The 21229-nt window shown below is 38.6% G+C and carries 17 protein-coding genes, 2 tRNA genes and 1 pseudogene; 8 read left to right on the top strand and 12 right to left on the bottom strand.

Annotated features, from left to right (window positions below; all coding sequences use genetic code 11):
* The first annotated feature begins 105 nt into the window (after nt 1-105).
* The 4 genes from ASG14_RS15865 to feoB all read left to right on the top strand — a co-directional run bounded on the left by ASG14_RS15865 (nt 106) and on the right by feoB (nt 8271).
* A complete protein-coding gene (locus ASG14_RS15865) occupies nt 106-2922 on the top strand; it encodes an outer membrane beta-barrel family protein (protein WP_056872039.1) in 2817 nt (938 codons plus the stop codon).
* Nucleotides 2923-3073: 151 nt separating this feature from the next.
* Nucleotides 3074-5842 (top strand): outer membrane beta-barrel family protein, encoded by a 2769-nt coding sequence (locus ASG14_RS15860; protein WP_056872038.1) that lies wholly within the window; start codon nt 3074-3076, stop codon nt 5840-5842.
* 99 nt (nt 5843-5941) lie between these two features.
* Entirely contained in the window at nt 5942-6157 is a 216-nt protein-coding gene (locus ASG14_RS15855; RefSeq protein ID WP_056872037.1) for a FeoA family protein, read from the top strand.
* Between the two features lie 8 nt (nt 6158-6165).
* Nucleotides 6166-8271, top strand: coding sequence for a ferrous iron transport protein B (feoB, locus tag ASG14_RS15850; RefSeq protein WP_082491639.1), 2106 nt, complete (start codon nt 6166-6168; stop codon nt 8269-8271).
* A 208-nt stretch (nt 8272-8479) separates the two neighbouring features.
* Here the strand turns inward: feoB and ASG14_RS15845 are convergent, their stop codons facing one another.
* The gene (locus ASG14_RS15845) at nt 8480-8956 is read right to left on the bottom strand and encodes an Lrp/AsnC ligand binding domain-containing protein (protein WP_056872036.1); all 477 of its coding nucleotides are present in this window, start codon (nt 8954-8956) and stop codon (nt 8480-8482) included.
* Between the two features lie 156 nt (nt 8957-9112).
* Here ASG14_RS15845 and ASG14_RS20310 point away from each other — a divergent pair.
* Both ASG14_RS20310 and ASG14_RS20305 read left to right on the top strand, forming a co-directional pair.
* A tRNA-Asp gene (locus ASG14_RS20310) sits at nt 9113-9220 on the top strand.
* Nucleotides 9221-9296: 76 nt separating this feature from the next.
* A tRNA-Asp gene (locus ASG14_RS20305) sits at nt 9297-9440 on the top strand.
* 142 nt (nt 9441-9582) lie between these two features.
* On the opposite strand, the gene frr is transcribed toward ASG14_RS20305, so the two are convergent.
* From frr to ASG14_RS15805, 8 genes are all read right to left on the bottom strand, one after another.
* Entirely contained in the window at nt 9583-10146 is a 564-nt protein-coding gene (gene frr / locus ASG14_RS15840; RefSeq protein WP_056872035.1) for a ribosome recycling factor, read from the bottom strand.
* 40 nt (nt 10147-10186) lie between these two features.
* Nucleotides 10187-10891: a UMP kinase gene (gene pyrH / locus ASG14_RS15835; RefSeq protein WP_056872034.1), complete on the bottom strand. Its 705-nt coding sequence runs from the start codon at nt 10889-10891 to the stop codon at nt 10187-10189.
* A 63-nt stretch (nt 10892-10954) separates the two neighbouring features.
* On the bottom strand, nt 10955-12049 hold the full coding sequence (gene nagA / locus ASG14_RS15830) for an N-acetylglucosamine-6-phosphate deacetylase (protein WP_056872033.1): 1095 nt from the start codon (nt 12047-12049) through the stop codon (nt 10955-10957).
* A 105-nt stretch (nt 12050-12154) separates the two neighbouring features.
* Nucleotides 12155-13000, bottom strand: a complete 846-nt coding sequence (gene tsf, locus ASG14_RS15825) for a translation elongation factor Ts (RefSeq protein ID WP_056872032.1) — start codon at nt 12998-13000, stop codon at nt 12155-12157.
* A gap of 103 nt (nt 13001-13103) precedes the next feature.
* On the bottom strand, nt 13104-13964 hold the full coding sequence (rpsB, locus tag ASG14_RS15820; protein ID WP_056872031.1) for a 30S ribosomal protein S2: 861 nt from the start codon (nt 13962-13964) through the stop codon (nt 13104-13106).
* 18 nt (nt 13965-13982) lie between these two features.
* Complete coding sequence (gene rpsI, locus ASG14_RS15815) at nt 13983-14369, bottom strand: 30S ribosomal protein S9 (RefSeq protein WP_055913282.1); 387 nt, start codon at nt 14367-14369, stop codon at nt 13983-13985.
* A gap of 3 nt (nt 14370-14372) precedes the next feature.
* Nucleotides 14373-14816: a 50S ribosomal protein L13 gene (gene rplM, locus ASG14_RS15810; RefSeq protein ID WP_010602007.1), complete on the bottom strand. Its 444-nt coding sequence runs from the start codon at nt 14814-14816 to the stop codon at nt 14373-14375.
* Between the two features lie 459 nt (nt 14817-15275).
* A complete protein-coding gene (locus ASG14_RS15805) occupies nt 15276-15887 on the bottom strand; it encodes an ORF6N domain-containing protein (RefSeq protein WP_235528604.1) in 612 nt (203 codons plus the stop codon).
* Nucleotides 15888-15942: 55 nt separating this feature from the next.
* Here ASG14_RS15805 and ASG14_RS15800 point away from each other — a divergent pair, with 55 nt between their 5' ends.
* Nucleotides 15943-17022, top strand: a complete 1080-nt coding sequence (locus tag ASG14_RS15800; protein ID WP_056872030.1) for a mechanosensitive ion channel family protein — start codon at nt 15943-15945, stop codon at nt 17020-17022.
* Between the two features lie 68 nt (nt 17023-17090).
* Here the strand turns inward: ASG14_RS15800 and ASG14_RS15795 are convergent.
* Nucleotides 17091-19381 (bottom strand): annotated as a pseudogene (locus ASG14_RS15795) (Tex family protein).
* Between the two features lie 425 nt (nt 19382-19806).
* On the opposite strand from ASG14_RS15795, the gene ASG14_RS15790 reads away from it, so the two are divergent.
* The gene (locus tag ASG14_RS15790; RefSeq protein ID WP_157274954.1) at nt 19807-20226 is read left to right on the top strand and encodes a hypothetical protein; all 420 of its coding nucleotides are present in this window, start codon (nt 19807-19809) and stop codon (nt 20224-20226) included.
* Here the strand turns inward: ASG14_RS15790 and ASG14_RS15785 are convergent.
* The gene (locus ASG14_RS15785) at nt 20223-20597 is read right to left on the bottom strand and encodes an iron chaperone (RefSeq protein WP_056872028.1); all 375 of its coding nucleotides are present in this window, start codon (nt 20595-20597) and stop codon (nt 20223-20225) included. The two genes, ASG14_RS15790 and ASG14_RS15785, sit on opposite strands and share 4 nt — an antisense overlap.
* Nucleotides 20598-20629: 32 nt before the next feature.
* Nucleotides 20630-21205 carry a pentapeptide repeat-containing protein gene (locus tag ASG14_RS15780; protein ID WP_056872027.1) on the bottom strand — a complete coding sequence of 192 codons (576 nt, stop codon included), beginning with the start codon at nt 21203-21205 and terminating at the stop codon, nt 20630-20632.
* Nucleotides 21206-21229: the final 24 nt, after the last annotated feature.

Below are 21229 nucleotides of genomic sequence, written 5' to 3'. Positions count from 1 at the left end.
GCGCTGTATTTAAAATGTTACCGAACTTTTAACACTCCTTAACAAACCTTTGGGCAATCCTTAAGTCTGATAGCATAGTTTAGTAATACTTATATTTATATTTTGATGAAAATTTACGTTCGCGGAGCAATATTTCTTGTTCTAATTTTTTGTGGATACTTTGCACAGGCGCAGAATACTGGTTCGGTTAATGGCCGGGTAATTAATGCCAAAGATAAAAAGCCTGTAGATTATGCTACAATCGCAATTAAAAGTTTAAAAGATTCGAGCGTTGTCGCATCTGGCCAATCAAATTCTGATGGAACTTTCTCTTTTAAAAATATCCCGGCAGGTAATTACAGAATAATTGCCGCATTCCTTGGTTTAAAAACCACAAACAAGAATGTAACTGTGGTAAAGGCAGCCGTAAATGTTGGCGATGTTGCCATGGCTGATGATGGCTTAGATTTAAATACCGTAAACGTTACTGCGCAGGTGCCAACCGTTGTAGTAAAAAAGGATACGCTTGAATATGATGCAAAATCGGTTAAAGTTCGAGAAAATGCTGTGGTTGAGGATGTGTTGAAGAAACTGCCTGGCGTTGAAGTTGCGAAAGATGGTAGCATTAAGGCGGGCGGTGAAACCGTAACAAAAGTTAAGGTTGATGGTAAGGAGTTTTTTGGTAGTGACCCATTATTGGCGACCAAGAATCTTCCTGCGGATATGGTAGATAAAATTCAGGTGATCGATGAACTATCCGAACAAGCGCAATTTACCGGTGTTGATGATGGTACAAGAACCAAGATCTTAAACATCACAACCAAAAGCGGTATGAAAAAAGGCTACTTTGGCAATAGCACTGTTGGTTATGGAACCAATGATCGTTACGATGCGAGTTTAAACGTGAACAAGTTTAATAATGATCAGCAATTTAGTTTCATCGGACAGTTTAATAACGTAAATAAACAGAACTTTGGCGGTGGTAACGGTCAGGGCAATGGTTTTGGCGGTGGTGGTAACGGTCGTGGCGGCGGCGGCGGTGGCGGTGGCACATCTGCTGGTGGCGGTATTACAACAACTAATGCAGCTGGTTTGAACTTTGGTGATACTTACAAAGATGGTACTCAGATTCAGGGAAGTTATTTTTTCAATAAGTCTTCTGTGTTTAATGAGCAAACCAGCAGTACTCAAACGCTGTTGGGTAATACCTCTCAGAATGTAAATAATTACTTAAACAGTAATAGTGATCGGTCTAACCATAGGTTGAATTTTATGATAGATACCAAACTGGATTCTTCTACAAGTATTAAGATTCAGCCAAATATTGCCTATACTGAAAATGATGGGCTTAGCCTGAATAATTATGTTAGAAATAACGTAATTGCTACCGGTGCTTCGAATACAGTTGGTAATCAAAGTTACACAACAAGTAATTCCACGCCGGTGATTAATAACAATATTTTAGTGAGGAAAAAATTCAAACGCAGAGGTCGTACATTGTCGTTAAATGTAAACACATCGATAAATGATAGCGATTCTGACAACATCAATTATATTCTCGACAACAATACTGTAAATGGCATAACTACACAGAAACTTACAAATCAGTTGAACGATTTGAACAGCCATAACATCACAAATTCGACAAGGGTTGTTTATACAGAGCCATTGTCTAAAACAACAAGTTTAGAATTGAATTATCAGAATGGAATAAACAATAGCACATCTGATAGGAATGTTTTAAACTTTAACAGCATTACAGGTAACTTCGATATTGTTGATAATACTTATTCAAATCACTACGAAAACCAAACGCTTACAAATGCTGCCGGTTTGAGTTATACCGTTAACCAAAAGAAGTACAATTTCAATATTGGTGTTGCCGGTCAGCAAACTCACAGAGAAAACACTAACCTTACAACTGGCGTGGTGTTCTCTCAAAACTTTGTGAATTTAACGCCATCTGCGCAGTTTAGGTATAACTTTAGTAATAGTAAAAGATTAACAATAAATTATAGAGGAACAACGCAGCAACCAACAATCGATCAGATTCAACCAATTCCTGATAATACAAATACCCAATCAGTAATTATCGGTAACCCGAACTTAAAGCCTGCTTTTAACAACACATTGAGCGTTAGATACAATAATTTTGCCTTCGCAAAAATGCGTTTCTTTGCGGTGTTTTTAAACCTTACACAAACGTTTAACGCCTTTGCTTCAAGTCAATCTGCGGTTACCGACCCGAACGATGTTAATTATGGCAAAATTGCTTCTCAATATATTAATGTTAACGGAAATTATAGTGGCAATGCAAATATTGTATTAGGCCAGCCCATTATCCCGAATAACAAATTGAATTTAAATGCAACGTTAACTACACAATACTCAAGAGGAACAAATATTACCAGCGGTATTGAAAACATCACGAATGTGCTCACGGTAGGAAATACGTATAGGTTTGTGACCAATTTGGATAAATGGGACATTACAGCAGGAATTGGCGGAACATATAACCGTGCAACATATTCTGCACAACCCAATTCAAACAATACTTTTTACACCATTACACCGAGTTTTGATGTTTCTTATGTTTTACCAGGAAACATTCGCTTAGCAATAGATCTTGATTACTATAAAAACACAGGTCGCGGAGATGCTTATAACACAGACTACACGCTGGTAAATTCTTACATCAGTCGCCAGTTCTTTAAAAACCGCGGTACATTTAAAATCGCCGTTAATGATGCGCTTAATCAAAACCAGGGTATTAGTCGTACAGCTACAGCAAATACAATTACCGATTTAAATTACAACGTTTTGAAACGTTATTATATGTTCTCATTCACTTACTCACTTACACGTATTGGCGGTAGAAATATCGGTAACGATGTTCAAATGCCAGGTATGGGTGGCCAGGGTGGAGGCCGTCCTCGGTTTTAAGTGAAAAAAACTTGATGCTTACAAAAAGGCCTGTTCGAGATTCGAACGGGCCTTTTTTGTTTAATTGCTTTTGTATTTCAATTGTTACCTGACCTAAACAAACCCTCGCCAGAGTTTAAGGTCTTAGATAAAGAACACACGATGTAACCAAATGAAGATACTTTTTACCAGCCTGCTCCTGCTTTCTTTTTCTTTTGTTTATGCCCAGCAAAAATCGGGATCGGTTAGTGGAAGAGTTATTCAATCTCAAGATAAGAAACCCTTAGATTACGCCTCTGTTGCCATTAAAAATTTGAAAGATTCGAGCGTTGTTGGTGCTACAACCACGGCGACAGATGGCAGGTTTATTTTTAAAAACCTCCAACCCGGCAGCTACCGTTTGTACGCCGCTTTTCTGGGCTTAAAAAATGCAAATAAAGATTTTACCGTTGCTGCAGATAAAGCAGATGTGAACCTTGGCGATATTATATTGGCCACAGGAAGCATCGATTTACAAACGGTAGAAATTAAGGCAGAGGTGCCGCCTATCGTGGTTAAAAAAGATACGCTAGAATTTAATGCAAGTTCGTTTAAAACGGTAGAAAATGCTGTTGTTGAAGATTTGCTTAAAAAATTACCAGGCGTTGAAGTTGATAAAGCAGGGGCGGTAAAGGCACAAGGTGAAACCATTACAAAAGTTAAAGTGGACGGTAAGGAATTTTTTGGAAACGACCCTTTGCTTGCAACTAAAAACCTCCCTGCAGATATGGTTGATAAGATTCAAATTATTGATGAGCTTTCCGATCAGGCACAGTTTACCGGTATAGATGATGGCACACGCACGAAAATCATTAATATAACCACGAGGAAAGACAAAAAGAACGGCTACTTTGGAAACAGCAGCGCAGGTTACGGCTCTAATGACAGGTACGACGTGAACGCGAACGTAAACCGGTTTAATAAAGACCAGCAAATGAGTGTTATTGCTCAATTTAACAATGTAAATAAACAAAATTTTGGCGGTGGTTTGGGTGGCAACGGTGGTACAGGCGGCCGAAGCGCAGGTATAACCACCACAAATGCTTTAGGATTTAACTTCGCAGATACTTACTCAGACCAAACTCAGCTTAGTGCAAGTTACTTTTTCAATAAAACCGAAAATCTTATTTTAAGAAACAGCATTACACAAAACCTTTTGGGCGATATCACAACTGTATTCAACAACAACCAAAATAATGTTTCTGATAGGTTAAATCACCGGTTAAATTTTATGATTGATACTAAAATCGATTCACTAACATCGCTACGTATTCAACCTACCTTAAGCTACACCAATAACGAAAGTTTAAATAATAGTATTTACACCAGAGATTACAGCAGCTATGTAACGAACGGAACACAGGCTTTAAACAATCATTCTACTGCTCCATCAATAAGCAACAACATATTGCTTCGAAGAAAATTTATGCGCAGAGGCAGAACCCTATCGCTAAACTTTAATACAAGTATTAATAATAACGACGCTGATAACTACAATAACATTATTGATAATACGATAAATGGAGTGACGACGACACAAAAAGTAACCAATCAGTTTAACGATCAGCAGTCAGAATCAATTAATCAAAGTTCGCGATTGGTTTACACCGAGCCAATATCTAAAATTCTTAGTTTGGAATTTAACTACCAGAATGGCTACAATCATAATACATCCGATAGGTTTACCTATAATTACAATCCGGCAACGCTGCAATATGATTTACTCGATTTAACTTACAGTAACTCTTATGAAAATACCATTTTAACAAATTCGGCGGGTTTCAGCTTCAATGGAAATGGAAAAAAGTACAATTGGAATATTGGGATGGCGGTTCAGAATACAGACCGAACTAACAATAATTTAACACAGCATTATGTGCTGAAACAAAATGTATTCAACTACACACCATCGGCCATGTATCGCTATAATTTCAGTAATAGCAAACGGCTCGTAATCAATTATAGAGGAAGCACTACTCAACCCACCATCCAGCAGCTACAGCCAATTCCGAACAATACTAACACGCAAAGTATTCCGCTTGGCAATCCGGATTTAAAGCCTGAGTTTAACAATACTTTGAGGGTTGCATACAATACTTTTACCGCTGGTAAAAATAGGTCGTTGTTTATCAATCTTAATCTTACACAAACCTCAAATAAAATCGCAAATAGCAGCAGCTTAATTCAAAGTGGAATAAATCAGGGTAAAATTGCAGTCCTTCCGGTAAATGTGAGCGGAACTTACACGGGGTCAATCGCTTCATCTTTAAGCCTTCCAATTATGGCTGAGAATAAATTAAATTTCCAGATAAGTGCAAATGGCAGTTATGACAGAGACGTAAATTTTACCAACTCGCTAAAAAATATTACCAACAGCTGGTCGCTTACAAATGGTTACCGGCTGGTTTCAAATCTTGAGAAGCTCGAGCTTACGGCAGGTGTAAGCGGTTCTGTTAACCGATCTACCTATTCAGTTCAGCCAAACTCGAACACCAGGTATTACACCTTTAGCCCGAATATCTCTGTAAGTTATATGTTTCCCGGAGATATTCGCTGGTATGTTGATGCCGATTATAACCAAAATACCGGGAGAGGAGAGGGCTTCGACACGAAGTTTACACTCGTAAATTCTTACATCAGTAAGCAGTTTTTCAAAAATCGGGGTACTTTCAAAGCGGCCATTAACGATTTGCTAAACGAAAATCAGGGCATTACCAGAACGGCAAATAACAATACCATTCAGGATGTTAGTTACAATGTGCTCAAACGCTATTTCATGTTTTCCTTTACTTACACACTTAACAGAATGGGTGGGAAAAACAGAAATAATCTGCGTAGTAACGGAATGGGCGACAGAAACCGGGGCGGAGGATTTGGAGCTGGCGGTGGAAGAAGGAACTAAAATCATTTTCCTGTAAATCATGCGTTAAAATTTAACAGTTATCACTGTCTTATTTGGAATAAATCTAAAGAAAGGGTAACTTGCAGACAAATTAAGCACATGAAACTTTCACACTTAAAAGTTGGCGAAAAAGGAACAATAATGGCTTTTACAGATCTTGATTTATCTGTTAAGTTAATGGAGATGGGGTGTTTGCCTGGCGAAGTTGTAGAAGTGGAACGTTTTGCGCCATTAGGCGACCCAATGGCTATTCGTGTTGCAGGTTATCAGCTTTGCTTGCGTAAAAGCGAAGCAGATGTCATTATCATTCAATAATAGTTGCTTTGGATATTAAAGTTGCATTAGTTGGTAATCCCAATACAGGTAAATCTACTCTGTTTAATCGCTTAACCGGCTTAAATCAAAAAATTGGAAATTTCCCGGGTATAACCGTCGATAAAAAGACAGGTTATATGAAACTTCCCAACGGAAAAGATGTGGAGATTATTGATTTACCCGGCACTTACAGTCTATACCCGAAAAGCAGTGACGAGAGCATCGTTTTTCAGGTTTTGGCAGATAAGAACAACAAAAGTTTTCCTGATGTTATTGTCTTGATTGCCGACGCTTCGAATCTTAAACGTAACCTACTTTTATATTCTCAGGTTGCTGATTTAGGTATTCCAATGGTTTTGGCTTTAAATATGATAGATCTTTCAGCCAAACAGGGAATAGACATAAACCTGAATAAGCTAGCTCAGAAACTGGGTGTTCAGGTGGTGTCAATTTCGGCCAGGAACAATATTGGGATAGATACACTTAAGCAGGCGATAGGAAACACAAATAAAGTTCCAACGCAGTTACAGGATGTAGATGTTAACATACTTGCACCTGCTGCTATTAACGCCATCAAATCGAAGCTAAATTCCAGCAACGATTACTATGCGCTTCAGGTTTTGCATCAGCACGAACATTTAACTTTTTTTACAGAAAAGGAGCAGCTGGAAATCGAAGAGATCGAGGTATCCAACAACTTCGAATCTTCAAAGGTGCAGGCTGCAGAAACAATTGCACGTTACAAGCATTTGGGCACAGTTTTGGCCGATGTAGTAGTGGATAAAGGCACCGCAGAGAAATTTTCATTCAGCGATAAGTTAGATGCAGTTTTAACACATAAAGTTTGGGGTTTTGCCATTTTCCTTGCCATTCTTTTTACCATTTTCAATGCAATTTTTGCATGGTCCTCTTATCCTATGGATTGGATAGAAAGTGGTTTTGGTTTTATAACAGCCACAGGCCATCAATATCTTCCGGCTGGCATGCTTACCGATTTAGTGCTTGATGGCATCGTTGCAGGCCTGGGTGGCATTTTCGTTTTTATTCCTCAAATCGCCATTCTATTTGCCTTTATTTCCATTCTGGAAGACACCGGTTACATGGCCCGCGTTACTTTTATGATGGATAAGATTATGAGTAAAGTTGGCCTCAATGGTAAATCAGTGGTACCAATGATTGGTGGTTTGGCTTGTGCTGTACCTTCAATTATGGCTGCCAGAAATATCGAAAACTGGAAAGATAGGATGATAACGATAATGGTTACGCCCCTGGTAAGTTGTTCGGCCAGGCTTCCTGTTTACATTTTAATCATTTCGCTCATCATCCCTTCAAAAACGATTTTAGGTATTTTTAACTTGCAAGGCCTCGCTTTAATGGTGATGTATTTAGTTGGTATTATCGCTGCGGTTCTTGTAGCCTGGGTAATGAAATTCATCATCAAAACAAAAGAACGGGCATATTTTATCATGGAGCTACCCGTTTACCGCATGCCTCGGTGGAAAAATGTTTTTTACACCATGTATGAGAAATCAAAAACCTTTGTTTTTGAAGCAGGTAAGGTAATCATCGCAATTTCTATTATTTTATGGGTAATGGCCTCGTTCGGCCCTGGAAATCGTTTCGAAAATATCGATAAAAAGTATCAGAGCGCCATGCTCGATTCTACAAAGGCAGATCATACTAAAACTTTAATTGCGACCGAGAAACTCGAAAATTCTTATGTTGGCATTTTGGGCCATCTGATAGAGCCGGCAATCCGGCCTTTAGGTTACGATTGGAAAATTGGCATCGGTTTAATTACTTCATTTGCCGCACGCGAGGCATTTGTAGGCACCATGGCCACCATTTACAGTGTAGATGGCGGCGATGAAGATACCACTACCATCAGGGAAAGGATGGCTGCATCGGTAAATAGTCGTACAGGCTTACCGGTTTATTCTTTCGCAACGGGCATTTCGCTCATGTTGTTTTATGCCTTCGCCATGCAATGTATGAGCACTGTTGCAATTGTTTACCGCGAAACTAAAGGTTGGAAATGGCCCGTTATTCAGCTGGTTTACATGACCGCCATGGCCTATTTTGCAGCATTAATTGCTTACCAGATACTTAAATAAACTTATTTTAGCTATTCGAAGAGCAATTTTCTGCAACTATTCAGGTCTCTTCCCGCTTTTCGTTTTACTGCGCCCACAGCAGAAAAGGCTGGGGCTACGTGTTCACTGCAATCGGGTCTAAGTGGCAAAACAGAACCAGATATTATTGGTGAAATGTAAAAGTCTTACAAAAAGCTTTCGTTACAACTAAGGCAATTAAGCCATCATTCTAGCCAAGTTCAATCTGTCTCTTAATACTTTCTTCAAGCGAAATCAAGGTTTCAGTTCTTTGAATACCATTTACAGCCTGTATTTCTTCATTTAAAACGTGGCGGAGGTGATTGGTATCTCTACAGATAATCTTCGCGAACATGCTGTAGGCGCCCGTTGTATAATGTAACTCTACAACTTCTTTAATTTTACTTAGCTGGTCAACCGCATCTTTATACTGAATGCCTTTTTCAAGATATATCCCCAAAAATGCACAAATATCATAGCCGGCCTTTTGAGGGTCGATTATCAGGTGTGAGCCTTTAATGATACCCATTTCCTGCAGTTTTTTCATCCTAACGTGTATAGTGCCACCAGAAACAATCAAATCTTTTGCTATTTCAGTATAAGGTTTCGTGGCATCAAGCATCAGTTGTTTTAAAATGTCAATGTCCAGGTTGTCAATTTCTAAATTGGAATTGTCTTTTTTAAGCATATTTTCGAATTTTGATAAGCGAATATAATAAAAATTATCAATATTATAAAAATAAAATTAAATGTTTAAAATATTTGCAAGATATTGATTGTTCCTTTACATTTGTATCAAGCAAGTAAGAAAAAGGGACGTTCTTTAACAATTTGCTAAACATAATGTAGGGTGGTGAAACAGGCAGACACACCTCCTTGTCTCGGTGGTGGAGAATATGGGAAACCGGTAACGGCTAACTACTCCTTGAAGGTTCGATTCCTTCCCCTACAGCTAGTTTGGAGTTCGCGATTATGAGTAGAAGGCCCCGGCTGAAAACTGAAAATTGCAGCCTCAAACTTAATTAGAATGTTGGGTGGTGAAATTGGCAGACACGCCTCCTTGTCTCGGTGGTGGGGAATAATGGGACAAACGCAGTTTATTGGGTTGACCACAATTAATTTTTTGAACTGTAGCTAACTACCCCTTGAAGGTTCGACTCCTTCCCCAACAGCATTTTTTATGAATAATAAGTTAGTTAATTGAGCAATCCCGGATGGGTTGCTCTTTTTCTTTTTAACAGGATTTCTAAAAATGCTATTAAACAAAAAAGGAGCAAATTAATTTGCTCCTCAAAAATTTATGTTCATCAGATATTAGACAGTCATAACGTCTTTTTCTTTAGCTTCAGCGTGCTTATCAACCTTAATAATATATGCATCAGTTAATTTCTGTACTTCAGCTTCGCCGGTTTTAATTTCATCATCAGAAACGCCTTCACCCTTTAGCTTTTGGATTTTGGTATTGGCATCTTTACGTATATTCCGAACAGTAATCCGGCCACGCTCTGCTTCTTCTTTTACTTTTTTAACCAGGTCTCTTCTTCTCTCTTCAGTTAAAGGCGGTACAACCAGGCGAATAACAATTCCGTCATTCTGAGGATTGATACCAATATTAGCAACTTGAATCGCTTTTTCAATAACTGTTAAAAGAGATTTTTCCCAAGGCTGAATTACAATTGTTCGTGCATCGGGTGTGTTGATACTTGCTACTTGCGAAAGCGCTGTAGCGGCGCCATAATAGTCAACAAAAATGCCATCAAGCATTCCTGCAGATGCTTTTCCAGCCCTGATTTTGGTTAATTCAGCTTCACAATGATCGATAGCTCTATCCATCGCAGATTGAGCATCCATTAATTGCAATTGTATTAGGTCATTCATAATTGTGTGTATTTCTACAAAAATAATAAATTTTTAAATGCTATTTTACTAATGTACCAATAGCTTCGCCGTTGGCAATTTTCATAAAGTTGCCGTGTTTATTCATATCAAACACAATAATTGGAACCTGGTTTTCTTCGCATAAAGTAAATGCGGTCATGTCCATTACGTTCAAACCTTTCGCGTAAACTTCTTTAAAAGAGATTTCTTCATACTTAGTCGCCAGCGGATCTTTCTCCGGGTCGGCGGTGTAAATGCCATCAACACGGGTTCCTTTAAGCACTGCATCAGCCTTAATCTCAATCGCCCTAAGTGCAGCTGCAGAATCTGTTGTGAAGTACGGATTGCCCGTTCCAGCTCCGAATATAACCACACGGCCTTTTTCCAGGTGCCTTACAGCTCTCCTGCGAATAAAAGGTTCGCAAATTTGTTCCATCTTTATTGCCGTTAACAAACGGGTTTTTATACCAACTTTTTCAAGGGCATCTTGTAAAGCCATAGAATTGATTACCGTGGCCAACATACCCATATAATCTGCCTGTGCTCTGTCCATCCCACTTTTCTCGGCACTCAGGCCTCTGAAAATATTTCCTCCGCCAATAACGATTGCGATTTCTAAACCTTTGTCGTGTACTGCTTTAATGTCTTCAGCATATTGTTTAACACGTTCATTATCAATACCGTATTGTTTATCGCCCATTAGCGATTCGCCGCTGAGCTTTAGTAGGATGCGTTTGTATTTCATGACCTCAAAAATATCAACAATTTTTTAATACCCGCTATGCTTTTTAACAAATGATGTAATTATTTAGATTGATAGCGTTTCACCATTGAAAATCACCTTTTCTAATTTCAGATCCTTATCCAGAACGAGCAAGTTGGCCTGATAACCTGCTGCAACTTTTCCGATTTGATTGTCTTTTTTAATCAACTTAGCAGGATAAACTGTTGCCATCTTTACAGCCTCCGGCAAATGAATACCACAGTGTGCTACGCAATTTTTAACAGCCTGCAACATGGTAAGCGCTGAACCTGAAAGCGTACCATCGGGCATTACAAACTTGTCGCCGTCTTGAATATGCTGGTAAGGCCCCACGCTGCATGCAGTCACCGCATCCGTAATTAAAAATAATCTTTCTTTAAGGAGCTTCTTCGCAAACTTTACAACTTCATAATCTACGTGCTGGCCATCGGCAATGATGCTTGCCATTGCTTTGTCGTGGTTAAAAACAGCTGTAGGTATTCCGGGCTCGCGGTGGTGGATAGGACTCATTGCATTAAAAAGATGCGTTGTGGTTTGTATTCCACGGTTGTATGCGTTGGTTGCCTCTTCAAAGGTGGCGTTACTGTGGCCTAGAGAAACCAATACGTCGTTATCCAATAAGTGCTGGATAACTTTTTCATTCTGACATTCCGGGGCAATGGTAATCATTTTAATTACGCCATCACCAAAATCCAGCAACGCTTTAATTTCTTCAAGAGATGCCTGCCTCACATATGCAGGAACGTGTGCCCCAAGCCGCTTTGGATTAAGAAACGGACCTTCTAAATGCAAGCCTAAAAAGTTTCTTGCTGATGAACGGTATTCTTTTGCTGCTTTAATGCATTCGTTGAAAACCGCGGGTGTGTTGGTTGCCATACAGGCAAGAAAACCTGTTGTTCCTTTCTTAAGTAGATCATCTTCCATTATCTTTAAAGATTCAACGGAAGGTTCTGCTGAAAACAGGCGGCGGCCCGAACCATATATTTGCAAATCTATAAATCCGGGAACCACAAACTTCTCCTGATGCGAATTTGCATCGCTTGCTGTAATGGAGGCAATTAAACCGCCATTTATTTCGATGTTTTGATTTTCAGCAAGAATATCGTTTGCAAAGAGATTTACATTTTTGATTGTTATCATACTTATTTACGCTTAAGCTAAATTATGGTTTAAACAATTGTCTAAAAAATTCCAGCAAAAAAAAATCCCGATTCTCATCGGGATTTCGTTATCATTTAAAAGTGCTTATGCACCTAATTGTACACGTTTGAAAGCAGAAACTGTTAAACCTTTAGATGTGTTATCTAAAAATTTACGTACATCTACAGAACCATCTTTAACAAACTCCTGGTTTAATAAAGTACTGTCTTTGTAGAATTTATTTAGCTTACCAGCAGCGATTTTTTCAACCATTTCTTCTGGTTTACCTTCAGCACGAATTACATCTTTAGCAATTTCGATTTCACGCTCGATAGTAGCAGGATCAACACCATCTTTATCAACAGCAATTGGGTTCATTGCAGCAATTTGCATTGCAACATCTTTTCCAGCTTCTGTAATATCTGCACCGTTAGCACCTTCGAACACTACTAAAACGCCCATTTTGCCGTTAGAGTGAATATAAGAAACGACTTTTTCGCCAGAAATATTTGCGTACTCCTGAATAACGATTTTTTCTCCGATTTTACCGGTTAATTCAGTGATGGTTTCCGCAACCGTACGGCCATCTTCTAAAGTAATCGCTAATAATTCTTCAGTATGAGCAGGGTTGTTTGCAACTGCTGCAGCCAAAACTGCCTGAGCTAAATTACGGAAATCCTCAACTTTAGAAACTGGTTCAGTTTCGCAAGCTAAAGCAACTAATTTACCGTTTGTGCCATCTGCTGAAACATTAATTGATACCAAACCTTCAGATGTTGCATTACCAGAACGAGCGGCAGAAACTTTCTGACCTTTTTTGCGTAATAAATCAACAGCAGCTTCGAAATCGCCATTAGCTTCTACTAAAGCTTTTTTGCAATCCATCATACCAGCGCCAGTTTGTTGGCGTAATTTATTTACATCTGCGGCAGTAATTTGTACTGTAGACATTTTATTTCCTTTTTAAAGTTTTTAAATAAAAAAATTATGGGTTATAAGTTACATGTTGCAAGAAATCCCGTAACACATAACCTGTAACCCACAACCGAATTGATTATTCTTCTGTTTTAGTTTCTTCTGATGAAGGCGCTTCAACTTCTGCCTCTGCAGTTACCTTTTTTGTAGTTGGTCTTTTTTCGCCAGCTGCTCTAGGTTCTTTAACTTCAGGTGCATCAGCCGCAACTTTCGCTGCTACTGCTTCTTTTTCCGCTTCGTCATCTTTTTCGCGTTTGCGTTCTTCTAAACCTTCTTCAATTGCTTTGATAATTACATCAGTAATTAAAGAAATTGATTTTGTAGCATCATCATTCGCCGGAATGGGAAAATCGATGTTAGAAGGGTCAGAGTTCGTATCAACCATCGCAAAAGTTGGGATGTTTAATTTTAACGCTTCAGTTACTGCAATATGCTCTTTCTTAACATCAATTAAGAATAAAGCTGCAGGTAAACGGTTTAAATCAGCAATACCACCCAAAAGTGATTCTAATTTAATACGCTCACGCTGAATCATCAAACGCTCTTTTTTAGATAAAATAGCATAAGTACCGTCTTTAGTCATTTTATCGATGGTAACCATCTTTTTAATTGACTTACGAACTGTAGCAAAGTTAGTTAACATACCACCTAACCAACGCTCGGTTACGAAAGGCATGTTCACTTTTTTAGCTTGCTCAGCTACGATTCCTTTTGCTTGTTTTTTTGTTGAAACAAATAATACTTTACGTCCTGATTTTACGATTTGTTTAATCGCAGCCGCAGCTTCTTCAGTTTTAGTTAAAGTTTTATTTAAATCTATAATGTGAATTCCATTACGCTCCATGAAAATGTAAGGAGCCATTTTTGGATTCCATTTACGGGTAAGGTGACCAAAGTGTACACCTGCATCCAATAAGTCTTGATAAGTTGTTCTTGCCATTGTTCTTGCCTCCTGTGATTAACGTTTACTGAATTGGAATTTCTTACGAGCTTTAGCACGTCCTGGTTTTTTACGCTCAACCATACGCATATCACGCGTCATTAGGCCTTTAGCACGTAATGCAGGTTTTTTCTCCGCATCTAGTTCAACAATCGCTTTAGCAATAGCTAAACGAACAGCTTCTGCTTGTCCTTTTACTCCACCACCTTGTACGTTTACAGTAATATCGTAACGGCCTGTAAGCTCAGAAACCTCTAAACTTTGGTTCACGATATATTGCAAAGGTAAAGTTGGGAAATAAACTTTGTGATCTTTACCGTTTACGGTAATTGCGCCAGCACCATCTTTTAAGTAGATGCGTGCAACAGCTGTTTTTCTTCTTCCTGAAGTGTTAGTAACTGACATTTCTTAAAGTTTAATGGTTTTTGGAGATTGAGCTGCATGTGGATGAGTTTCACCAGCATACACAAAAAGATTGGTGTAAAGTTTTTTACCCAATTTAGTTTTCGGTAACATACCACGTACCGCTTTCTCGATTACACGTTGAGGGTGTTTCGCCATTAACTCTTTTGGAGAGATAAAACGCTGACCACCTGGATAACCAGTATAAGAAACATATTGCTTTTCGCTGAATTTGTTTCCTGTCAATTTAACCTTGTCTGCATTGATAACAATAACATTATCTCCGCAGTCTACGTGTGGGGTGTACTCAGGCTTGTTTTTACCACGGATGATCATAGCGATCTTCGATGACAAGCGCCCCAAAATCTCGCCTTGTGCATCAACAACAATCCACTGTTTGTTAACAGTTTTCGCATTGGCAGAGACAGTTTTGTAACTTAACGTATTCACTTGCTTGTATTTAATTTATTAAACAATTATTTATTCCCATTAAATTTGGGACTGCAAAGATAGATAGAAAAGTTTTATTATCAAATAGTTGGTGGTAAAAAAGTTTGAGTATTTATAGTCATTGCAGACACCGCAGCGATGTCGCAGTCTTATTGGAAGATTGTTTGAAGCATCTGTTTCATCGGCTGCAGATGCTTCGTGCCTCAGCGTGATAGACTTTCTATAGCCTTTTTTTCGACCGTAATTTGAGCGTTAATATTTCCAATCTTACTTTTATCAAGGACAGTCGAAATGTAAATACATATGAATGCACCAAGCGAAATGGCAAGACCTAGGAGAAATAGGATAGACGCTCTTGCAATTATTTTGTGGTATGAAGATTTATGAGAACTGATTTTGATGACTTAAAGTAAATATAATGTATTGATGCAAATATTTTACTGAACTCACGTAATCAAGCTACAAATCATCTGGCTTAAAACCAATTCTTTTTCTCGGTTCAATTTTCTTCTCCATCAATTTATCAAGATAACTAAAAACCAGCTCTATATTTTTATCCTGATTGTTTAATTTTCTTTTGATGTCTTCAATCTCATGTTTCATTTCTCCATTTTCAGGCAACCATTGCCTTAATCTTGTAAAGATTCTAACTATTTGAATATTAACTTGAATAGCCTGCTGACTGTTTAGAACACTAGAAAGCATCAATACACCATGTTCAGTAAAAGCAAAAGGAAGTTTTCTTGTACCACCCCTACTTTTCTTTGATGTCACAATTTGTGATATCAAATAACTCCATTCTTCTTTCGTTAACTGAAACATAAAGTCTTCAGGAAATCGTTCGATATTTCTTTTGATTGCTTGATTTAAAGTCCTAGTTTCAACGCCATAAAGCTCAGCCAAATCGCGGTCTAACATTACCTTATGACCTCGAATTTCATAAATTTTATTTACTAATATATTTTCAGGGATGATAAAGAGCGTTTGTTCAGCTGCCATATCATTATTTGGATTTAATTTAAAGATACTAAAAACAGGTTTGATTTTTGAAGTCGCAAATTGCAACTTCAAACAATAAACTTTACCTGTTGTTATTTACATATTCCCTTAACCAACAGATTTCTTTATGCAGTATTTAGACCATTTTTTCGGTTATCCAATTCCTTTGTTTTTTAAGAATTTAATTATTGGAATATTGGCTGTATTACTTGGAATGTTGGTCAAATTCATCATCCACAAAACCTTCATATTACTCTCTCGCTGGTGGGATTTTATCATCATCAAATCTACGATGAAACATTTAAGGCGGCCAGTTGCTGTCTTTATTCCTTTACTATTTCTTAACTTTTCGTTGAATTTAATGGTGATGCCGTCGGTTATCAGGTTGCCGTTAGATAAAGCACTTGAAATTGCGCTAACGATAACATTTGCCCTTATCTTGATAAGATTAATTAATGTACTGGAAGATTATTTTTACTTAAAATATGACTTAAACAAAGAAGACAATCTAAAAGAGCGAAAGATAAGAACGCAACTTCAATTTGTGCGAAAATTTATTGTGTCTTTAATCATACTCATCACGGCAGCCATCATTTTGTTAAGTTTCGAAAGTATGCGTAAAATAGGAGCCGGGTTGCTTACTGGGGTAGGTATAGGTGGCATTATCATCGGTTTCGCTGCGCAGAAGTCGCTCGGTAATTTGTTGGCTGGTTTTCAAATTGCCTTTACGCAACCCATCAGGATTGATGATGTTTTAGTAGTAGAAGGTGAATGGGGAAAAGTAGAAGAAATTACCTTAACTTATGTTGTGGTAAGCATTTGGGACCAGCGCCGGTTGATTTTGCCGATAACTTATTTCATTGAAAAGCCTTTTCAAAACTGGACCAGAGTTTCAGCTGATTTGTTGGGAACTGTTTTTCTTTATCTCGATTACACGGTTCCGATTGAGCCACTACGCCAGGAAATGACAAGGCTTTTAACCTCAAACCCACTATGGGATAAGCGTGTAAATGTAGTTCAGGTTACGGATAGTACCAAAGATGGCTCGATAGAGGTGCGTTTTCTAATGAGTGCTGCAAATTCATCAAGAGCGTTTGATTTGAGGTGCAACATCCGCGAAGCGATGATTTCATTTATTCAAGCTAATTACCCTGAAAGTTTGCCAAAGAAAAGACTGGAGTTTAAGGATAAGCCTGAGGAGTTATAAACCGTCAGGCTGAGCCTGTTGAAGATTGCTTAGTTATTCTACAGGCCCAGATTGACAAATTTACAAAGCTATTTAAACATGCCTTTCAGCTGCGCTAATTTTTCCTGCAAATCGCCATCAGCATCTTTTGGCTCGTTACGGGGCTTAAAGTTTTGCTTCTGATTACCCGACTTCAAATCTTGTTTTGTTTTTTCTGCAAATGGCTTTCGGCTCTGGTTATTTTGCTTAGCACCTTCTTCAGTTTTCATTGAAAGTGAAATTCTTTTGCGGGGCACATCAATTTCCATAATGGTAACCTGAACTTTCTGGTGCACTTTTACAATATCGTTCGGATTTGCAACGAAACGATTGGCTAACTGGCTTGTATGCACCAAACCATCCTGATGCACACCAATATCTACAAAAGCCCCAAAATTGGTAATATTTGTTACAATTCCTGGCAGTTTCATCCCAATTTTTAAATCGCCGATTTCATTTACACCGTCAGTAAAACTAAAGGCTTCAAACTGCTCACGCGGGTCGCGACCAGGTTTGGCCAACTCTTTTAAAATATCGGTAAGCGTTGGTAAACCAAGTTCGCCGGTTACATATTGTTGTGGTTTAATCTGTTTTTGGAGTTGGCTATCGTTTATTAATGCAGATACCGTTGTGCCCAAATCTTTCGCCATTTTATCTACTACAGCATAACGCTCCGGGTGAACGCCGCTTGTATCTAATGGGTTTTCCGCATTGCGAATACGTAAGAAACCTGCGGCTTGCTCATAAGCTTTACCGCCTAACCGAGGTACTTTTTTTAAACTTTCGCGGTTTTTGAACGCACCGTTGGCGTTTCTGTAATCTACAATGTTTTGCGCAAGGCTTGGCCCTAAACCAGATACGTAGGCTAGAATCTGTTTAGAAGCAGTATTTAGCTCAACGCCCACAGCATTTACAGCACTTATCACGGTATCATCCAAGCTTGCTTGCAATTTGTTTTGGTCAACATCGTGCTGGTACTGACCAACGCCGATGGATTTTGGGTCTATTTTCACCAGTTCCGCTAAGGGATCCATTAACCTTCGGCCGATAGAAACTGCTCCACGAACGGTGATATCCTGTGTTGGAAATTCCTCGCGGGCAACTTCTGAAGCCGAATATATTGATGCACCACTTTCATTAACCATTACGATGGTGATGCCTGGCAAATTTAACCCCCGAATAAAAGATTCAGTTTCTCTTCCGGCAGTTCCGTTGCCGATAGCAATGGCTTCGATACTATGCTTTTCGCAAAGCTGGCGAATGGTTGCTTCAGCGTTTTTTACGTTCCCCTGTCCGGTATGTGGATAAATGGCTGTATTTTCCAATAGCTGACCTTGCTCATCCAAACAAACCACTTTGCAGCCTGTTCTAAAACCGGGGTCAATCGCTAAAACGTTTCTCTGTCCCATTGGAGCGGCTAACAATAGCTGGCGGGCATTTTCTGCAAAAACCCGAATGGCTTCCTCATCTGCTTTTTGCTTTGTAAGCACGCGAAGCTCAGTTTCCATTGCTGGTTCGAGCAAACGTTTATAGCCGTCTTCCAGCGCCTGATGCACTTGTTTTGCTGCTGCGTTGTTTCCGGTAACAAATTGATTTTCCAAAATTGCCAACGCATCCTCTGCAGGAGGCAAGGCATCTAAACGTAAAATTAATTCCTTCTCACCCCGGCGCATGGCTAGCACACGGTGAGAGGCAGCCGTTTTTACCGGTTCATGCCAGTCGAAATAATCTTTGTACTTAATGCCTTCTTCTTCTTTGCCTTTAATTACTTCCGATTTAAATACCGCTTTTCCTGAAAATACAAACGCATTTTTGTTCGTGCCTCAGTGTTTTCCGCAATCATTTCTGCGATGATATCGCGTGCGCCGGCCAAGGCCTCTTCCAGCGAGTTGACCCCTTTTTCTGTATCAATAAATTTCTCTGCAGCAGCATTTAAATCAAAGTTTTGTTGCTTAAAGATTTCCAAAGCCAGGGGCTCCAAACCTTTTTCCTTCGCCATCGAAGCCCGTGTTTTGCGTTTGGGCTTATAAGGCAAATAAATATCTTCTAAAAGCGAAATAGTTTCAGCTTCGTTTATCTGTTTTTCAAGTTCTGGCGTTAACTTTCCAAGCTCAGTCATTGATTTTAAAATCGCTTCCCGGCGCTTGTCAAGGTCGCGTAATTGCAGAACTCTGTCGCGAATTGCCGCAACCTGAACCTCATCTAAACTCCCGGTTAGTTCTTTCCGGTACCGGGAAATAAAGGGCACAGTTGCGCCCTCATCTAACAAATTAATAGTGGCTGATATTTGTTTTTCCGCAACCTTTAATTCGGCGGCGATTATTTTATGATGAGTGTGCATAGTTTAAAATTAAAGGGGCAAAGCTAATCAGGATTCGCGGTATTTCAGGTTTTTTAAAGGGAAGTTTTCCACCGAAATTTGTGAGTAAAATTATAAAAAAAGGAAAAGAACAAGCATTGTTTTAACCGGGCTTTAGGCTAAATCCCCGATGAAAAATCGGCATATACCGCTTCAATTACGTTTAGGTAATTTGGATATTGCTACTATTTTTTGGTTGCATGATGGAGAGATAGAAGTTATGGAAAAGTAAAATAATCGCATCATATTTATAAGATGAAAAATGTAATCGTTATTCTGCTGGCATTTTGTCTCGGGTGTACAAATAAAGCGTCTGAGAAAAAAGAGAATGTTAATGTAGAAGTTCAGGTAATACTTAACACTTTTGCAAATGGAATTGCTGGGTGTCGGAAAATGACTTTAAAAATATGCACGCTGAAATACATCATCTTCCACTAAAAAAGGCAAAAAGAACCAGGAAATACACTGTAACAGACTCACTTTTATCTATGCGTGAATTTAGATTCGCACATAGTGATACGGCAGGGAAATCCATTAAAAAGACTGTGCCTTTCCGATTCAAAGCCTTTAAAAATTCTAAAGATATGGTTGGATTCGAAATTATAAAAGCATCTAAAAACGTTGCAGAATTAGATTCTAATTACAATGGAAATTTAACTTTTAGCCGGGTAATTTTTAATAAAGAAGGAAATCTTGCCAAATACTATTTTGAACAAGGCAAAATGGTTGGCATAGGAAGAGGTTGGGGAATGGGTACTTATATTTATGCGAAGAAAATTAAAGGAATTTGGGTCTTTGATAAGAAAGAAGAAGTTTGGATAACTTAGGACGTCTTCTTCGCCACTTTCTCCAAATCTCTTTCTGCTTTAAACTTCGTAATTCTTGTAATTAAATCTAAAGGCATGGGTTTATCTATTGGAAACTGAACAGCTCCTTTGCTCCATTTATAATCTCCGAATTCATGCTTAAAAGCTTCAATGCCAGAGCCTGTCGGGTAAAAGCCAATATGATTTTTATAAGCTGCAAAATAGACCAACACACTGCGTTGTTTAAATGCAGGCATTTTATAGCTTATAAGTTCTTTTGCATCCGGTCCGGCTTTTTGAATAGTCTCTCGAACTTGTTGTAGAATTTCCCGCGTTTTTAGCGGAAATGAGGCAATGTATTCATCGATGGTTTTTGGTTCTGATTTTTCCATAATCTAAGTTTGGAATTGCAAAAAAACACAATTTATTCGCTAATTAGGATATCGTATTTGTGTAATAGACCTGCTAAACCCGAGACAGAAAACCTTGCCTTTTTAATACGATTATTGTCGGGATCTATAGAAAAACTGTAAGCTGTTTTAAAATCGGCTTTTTCGAGATTTGTTCTGTCAAATGTTGTGCGAAGCAAATCGCAGTTTTCGAATATGGAATTAGATAGATCGCATTCTGAAAAATCGACTTCATGAAGCTGGGTGTTTTTGAAAGTCGTGTTCTTTAGTTTCAGTTTGTAGAAAGAGGAATGGTCTAATTTGCAGTTATTAAAACTGAATGCCAAACCGAAATCGTTGCAGTTTTCGAAATGGAGGCCAAGCATTTTACAATCACTGAAAGTGATATCGTTAAGTGAGGTTTTGGTTAAGCTTGCTAAACTTAAATTACAAGAGATAAACTCACAATCGAGGAATTTAACGCCGCTTAAATCGGAGTTGGAGAAGTTGCAGTTAATGAATTTGCAATTTTCGTATTCAGCTTTTGGTAAGGCTCGCAAAGAAAAATCTTCTTTGCTGAATGTTTGCTCGGCTATATAATTCTCGGACATGTAATGTGGTTTTTTGTTGTAGCG

Source organism: Pedobacter sp. Leaf194, assembly GCF_001423945.1.
Taxonomy (GTDB): domain Bacteria; phylum Bacteroidota; class Bacteroidia; order Sphingobacteriales; family Sphingobacteriaceae; genus Pedobacter.
The sequence above is the reverse complement of the archived record's forward strand: the minus strand, read 5'-3'. Positions and strand labels throughout refer to the sequence as shown.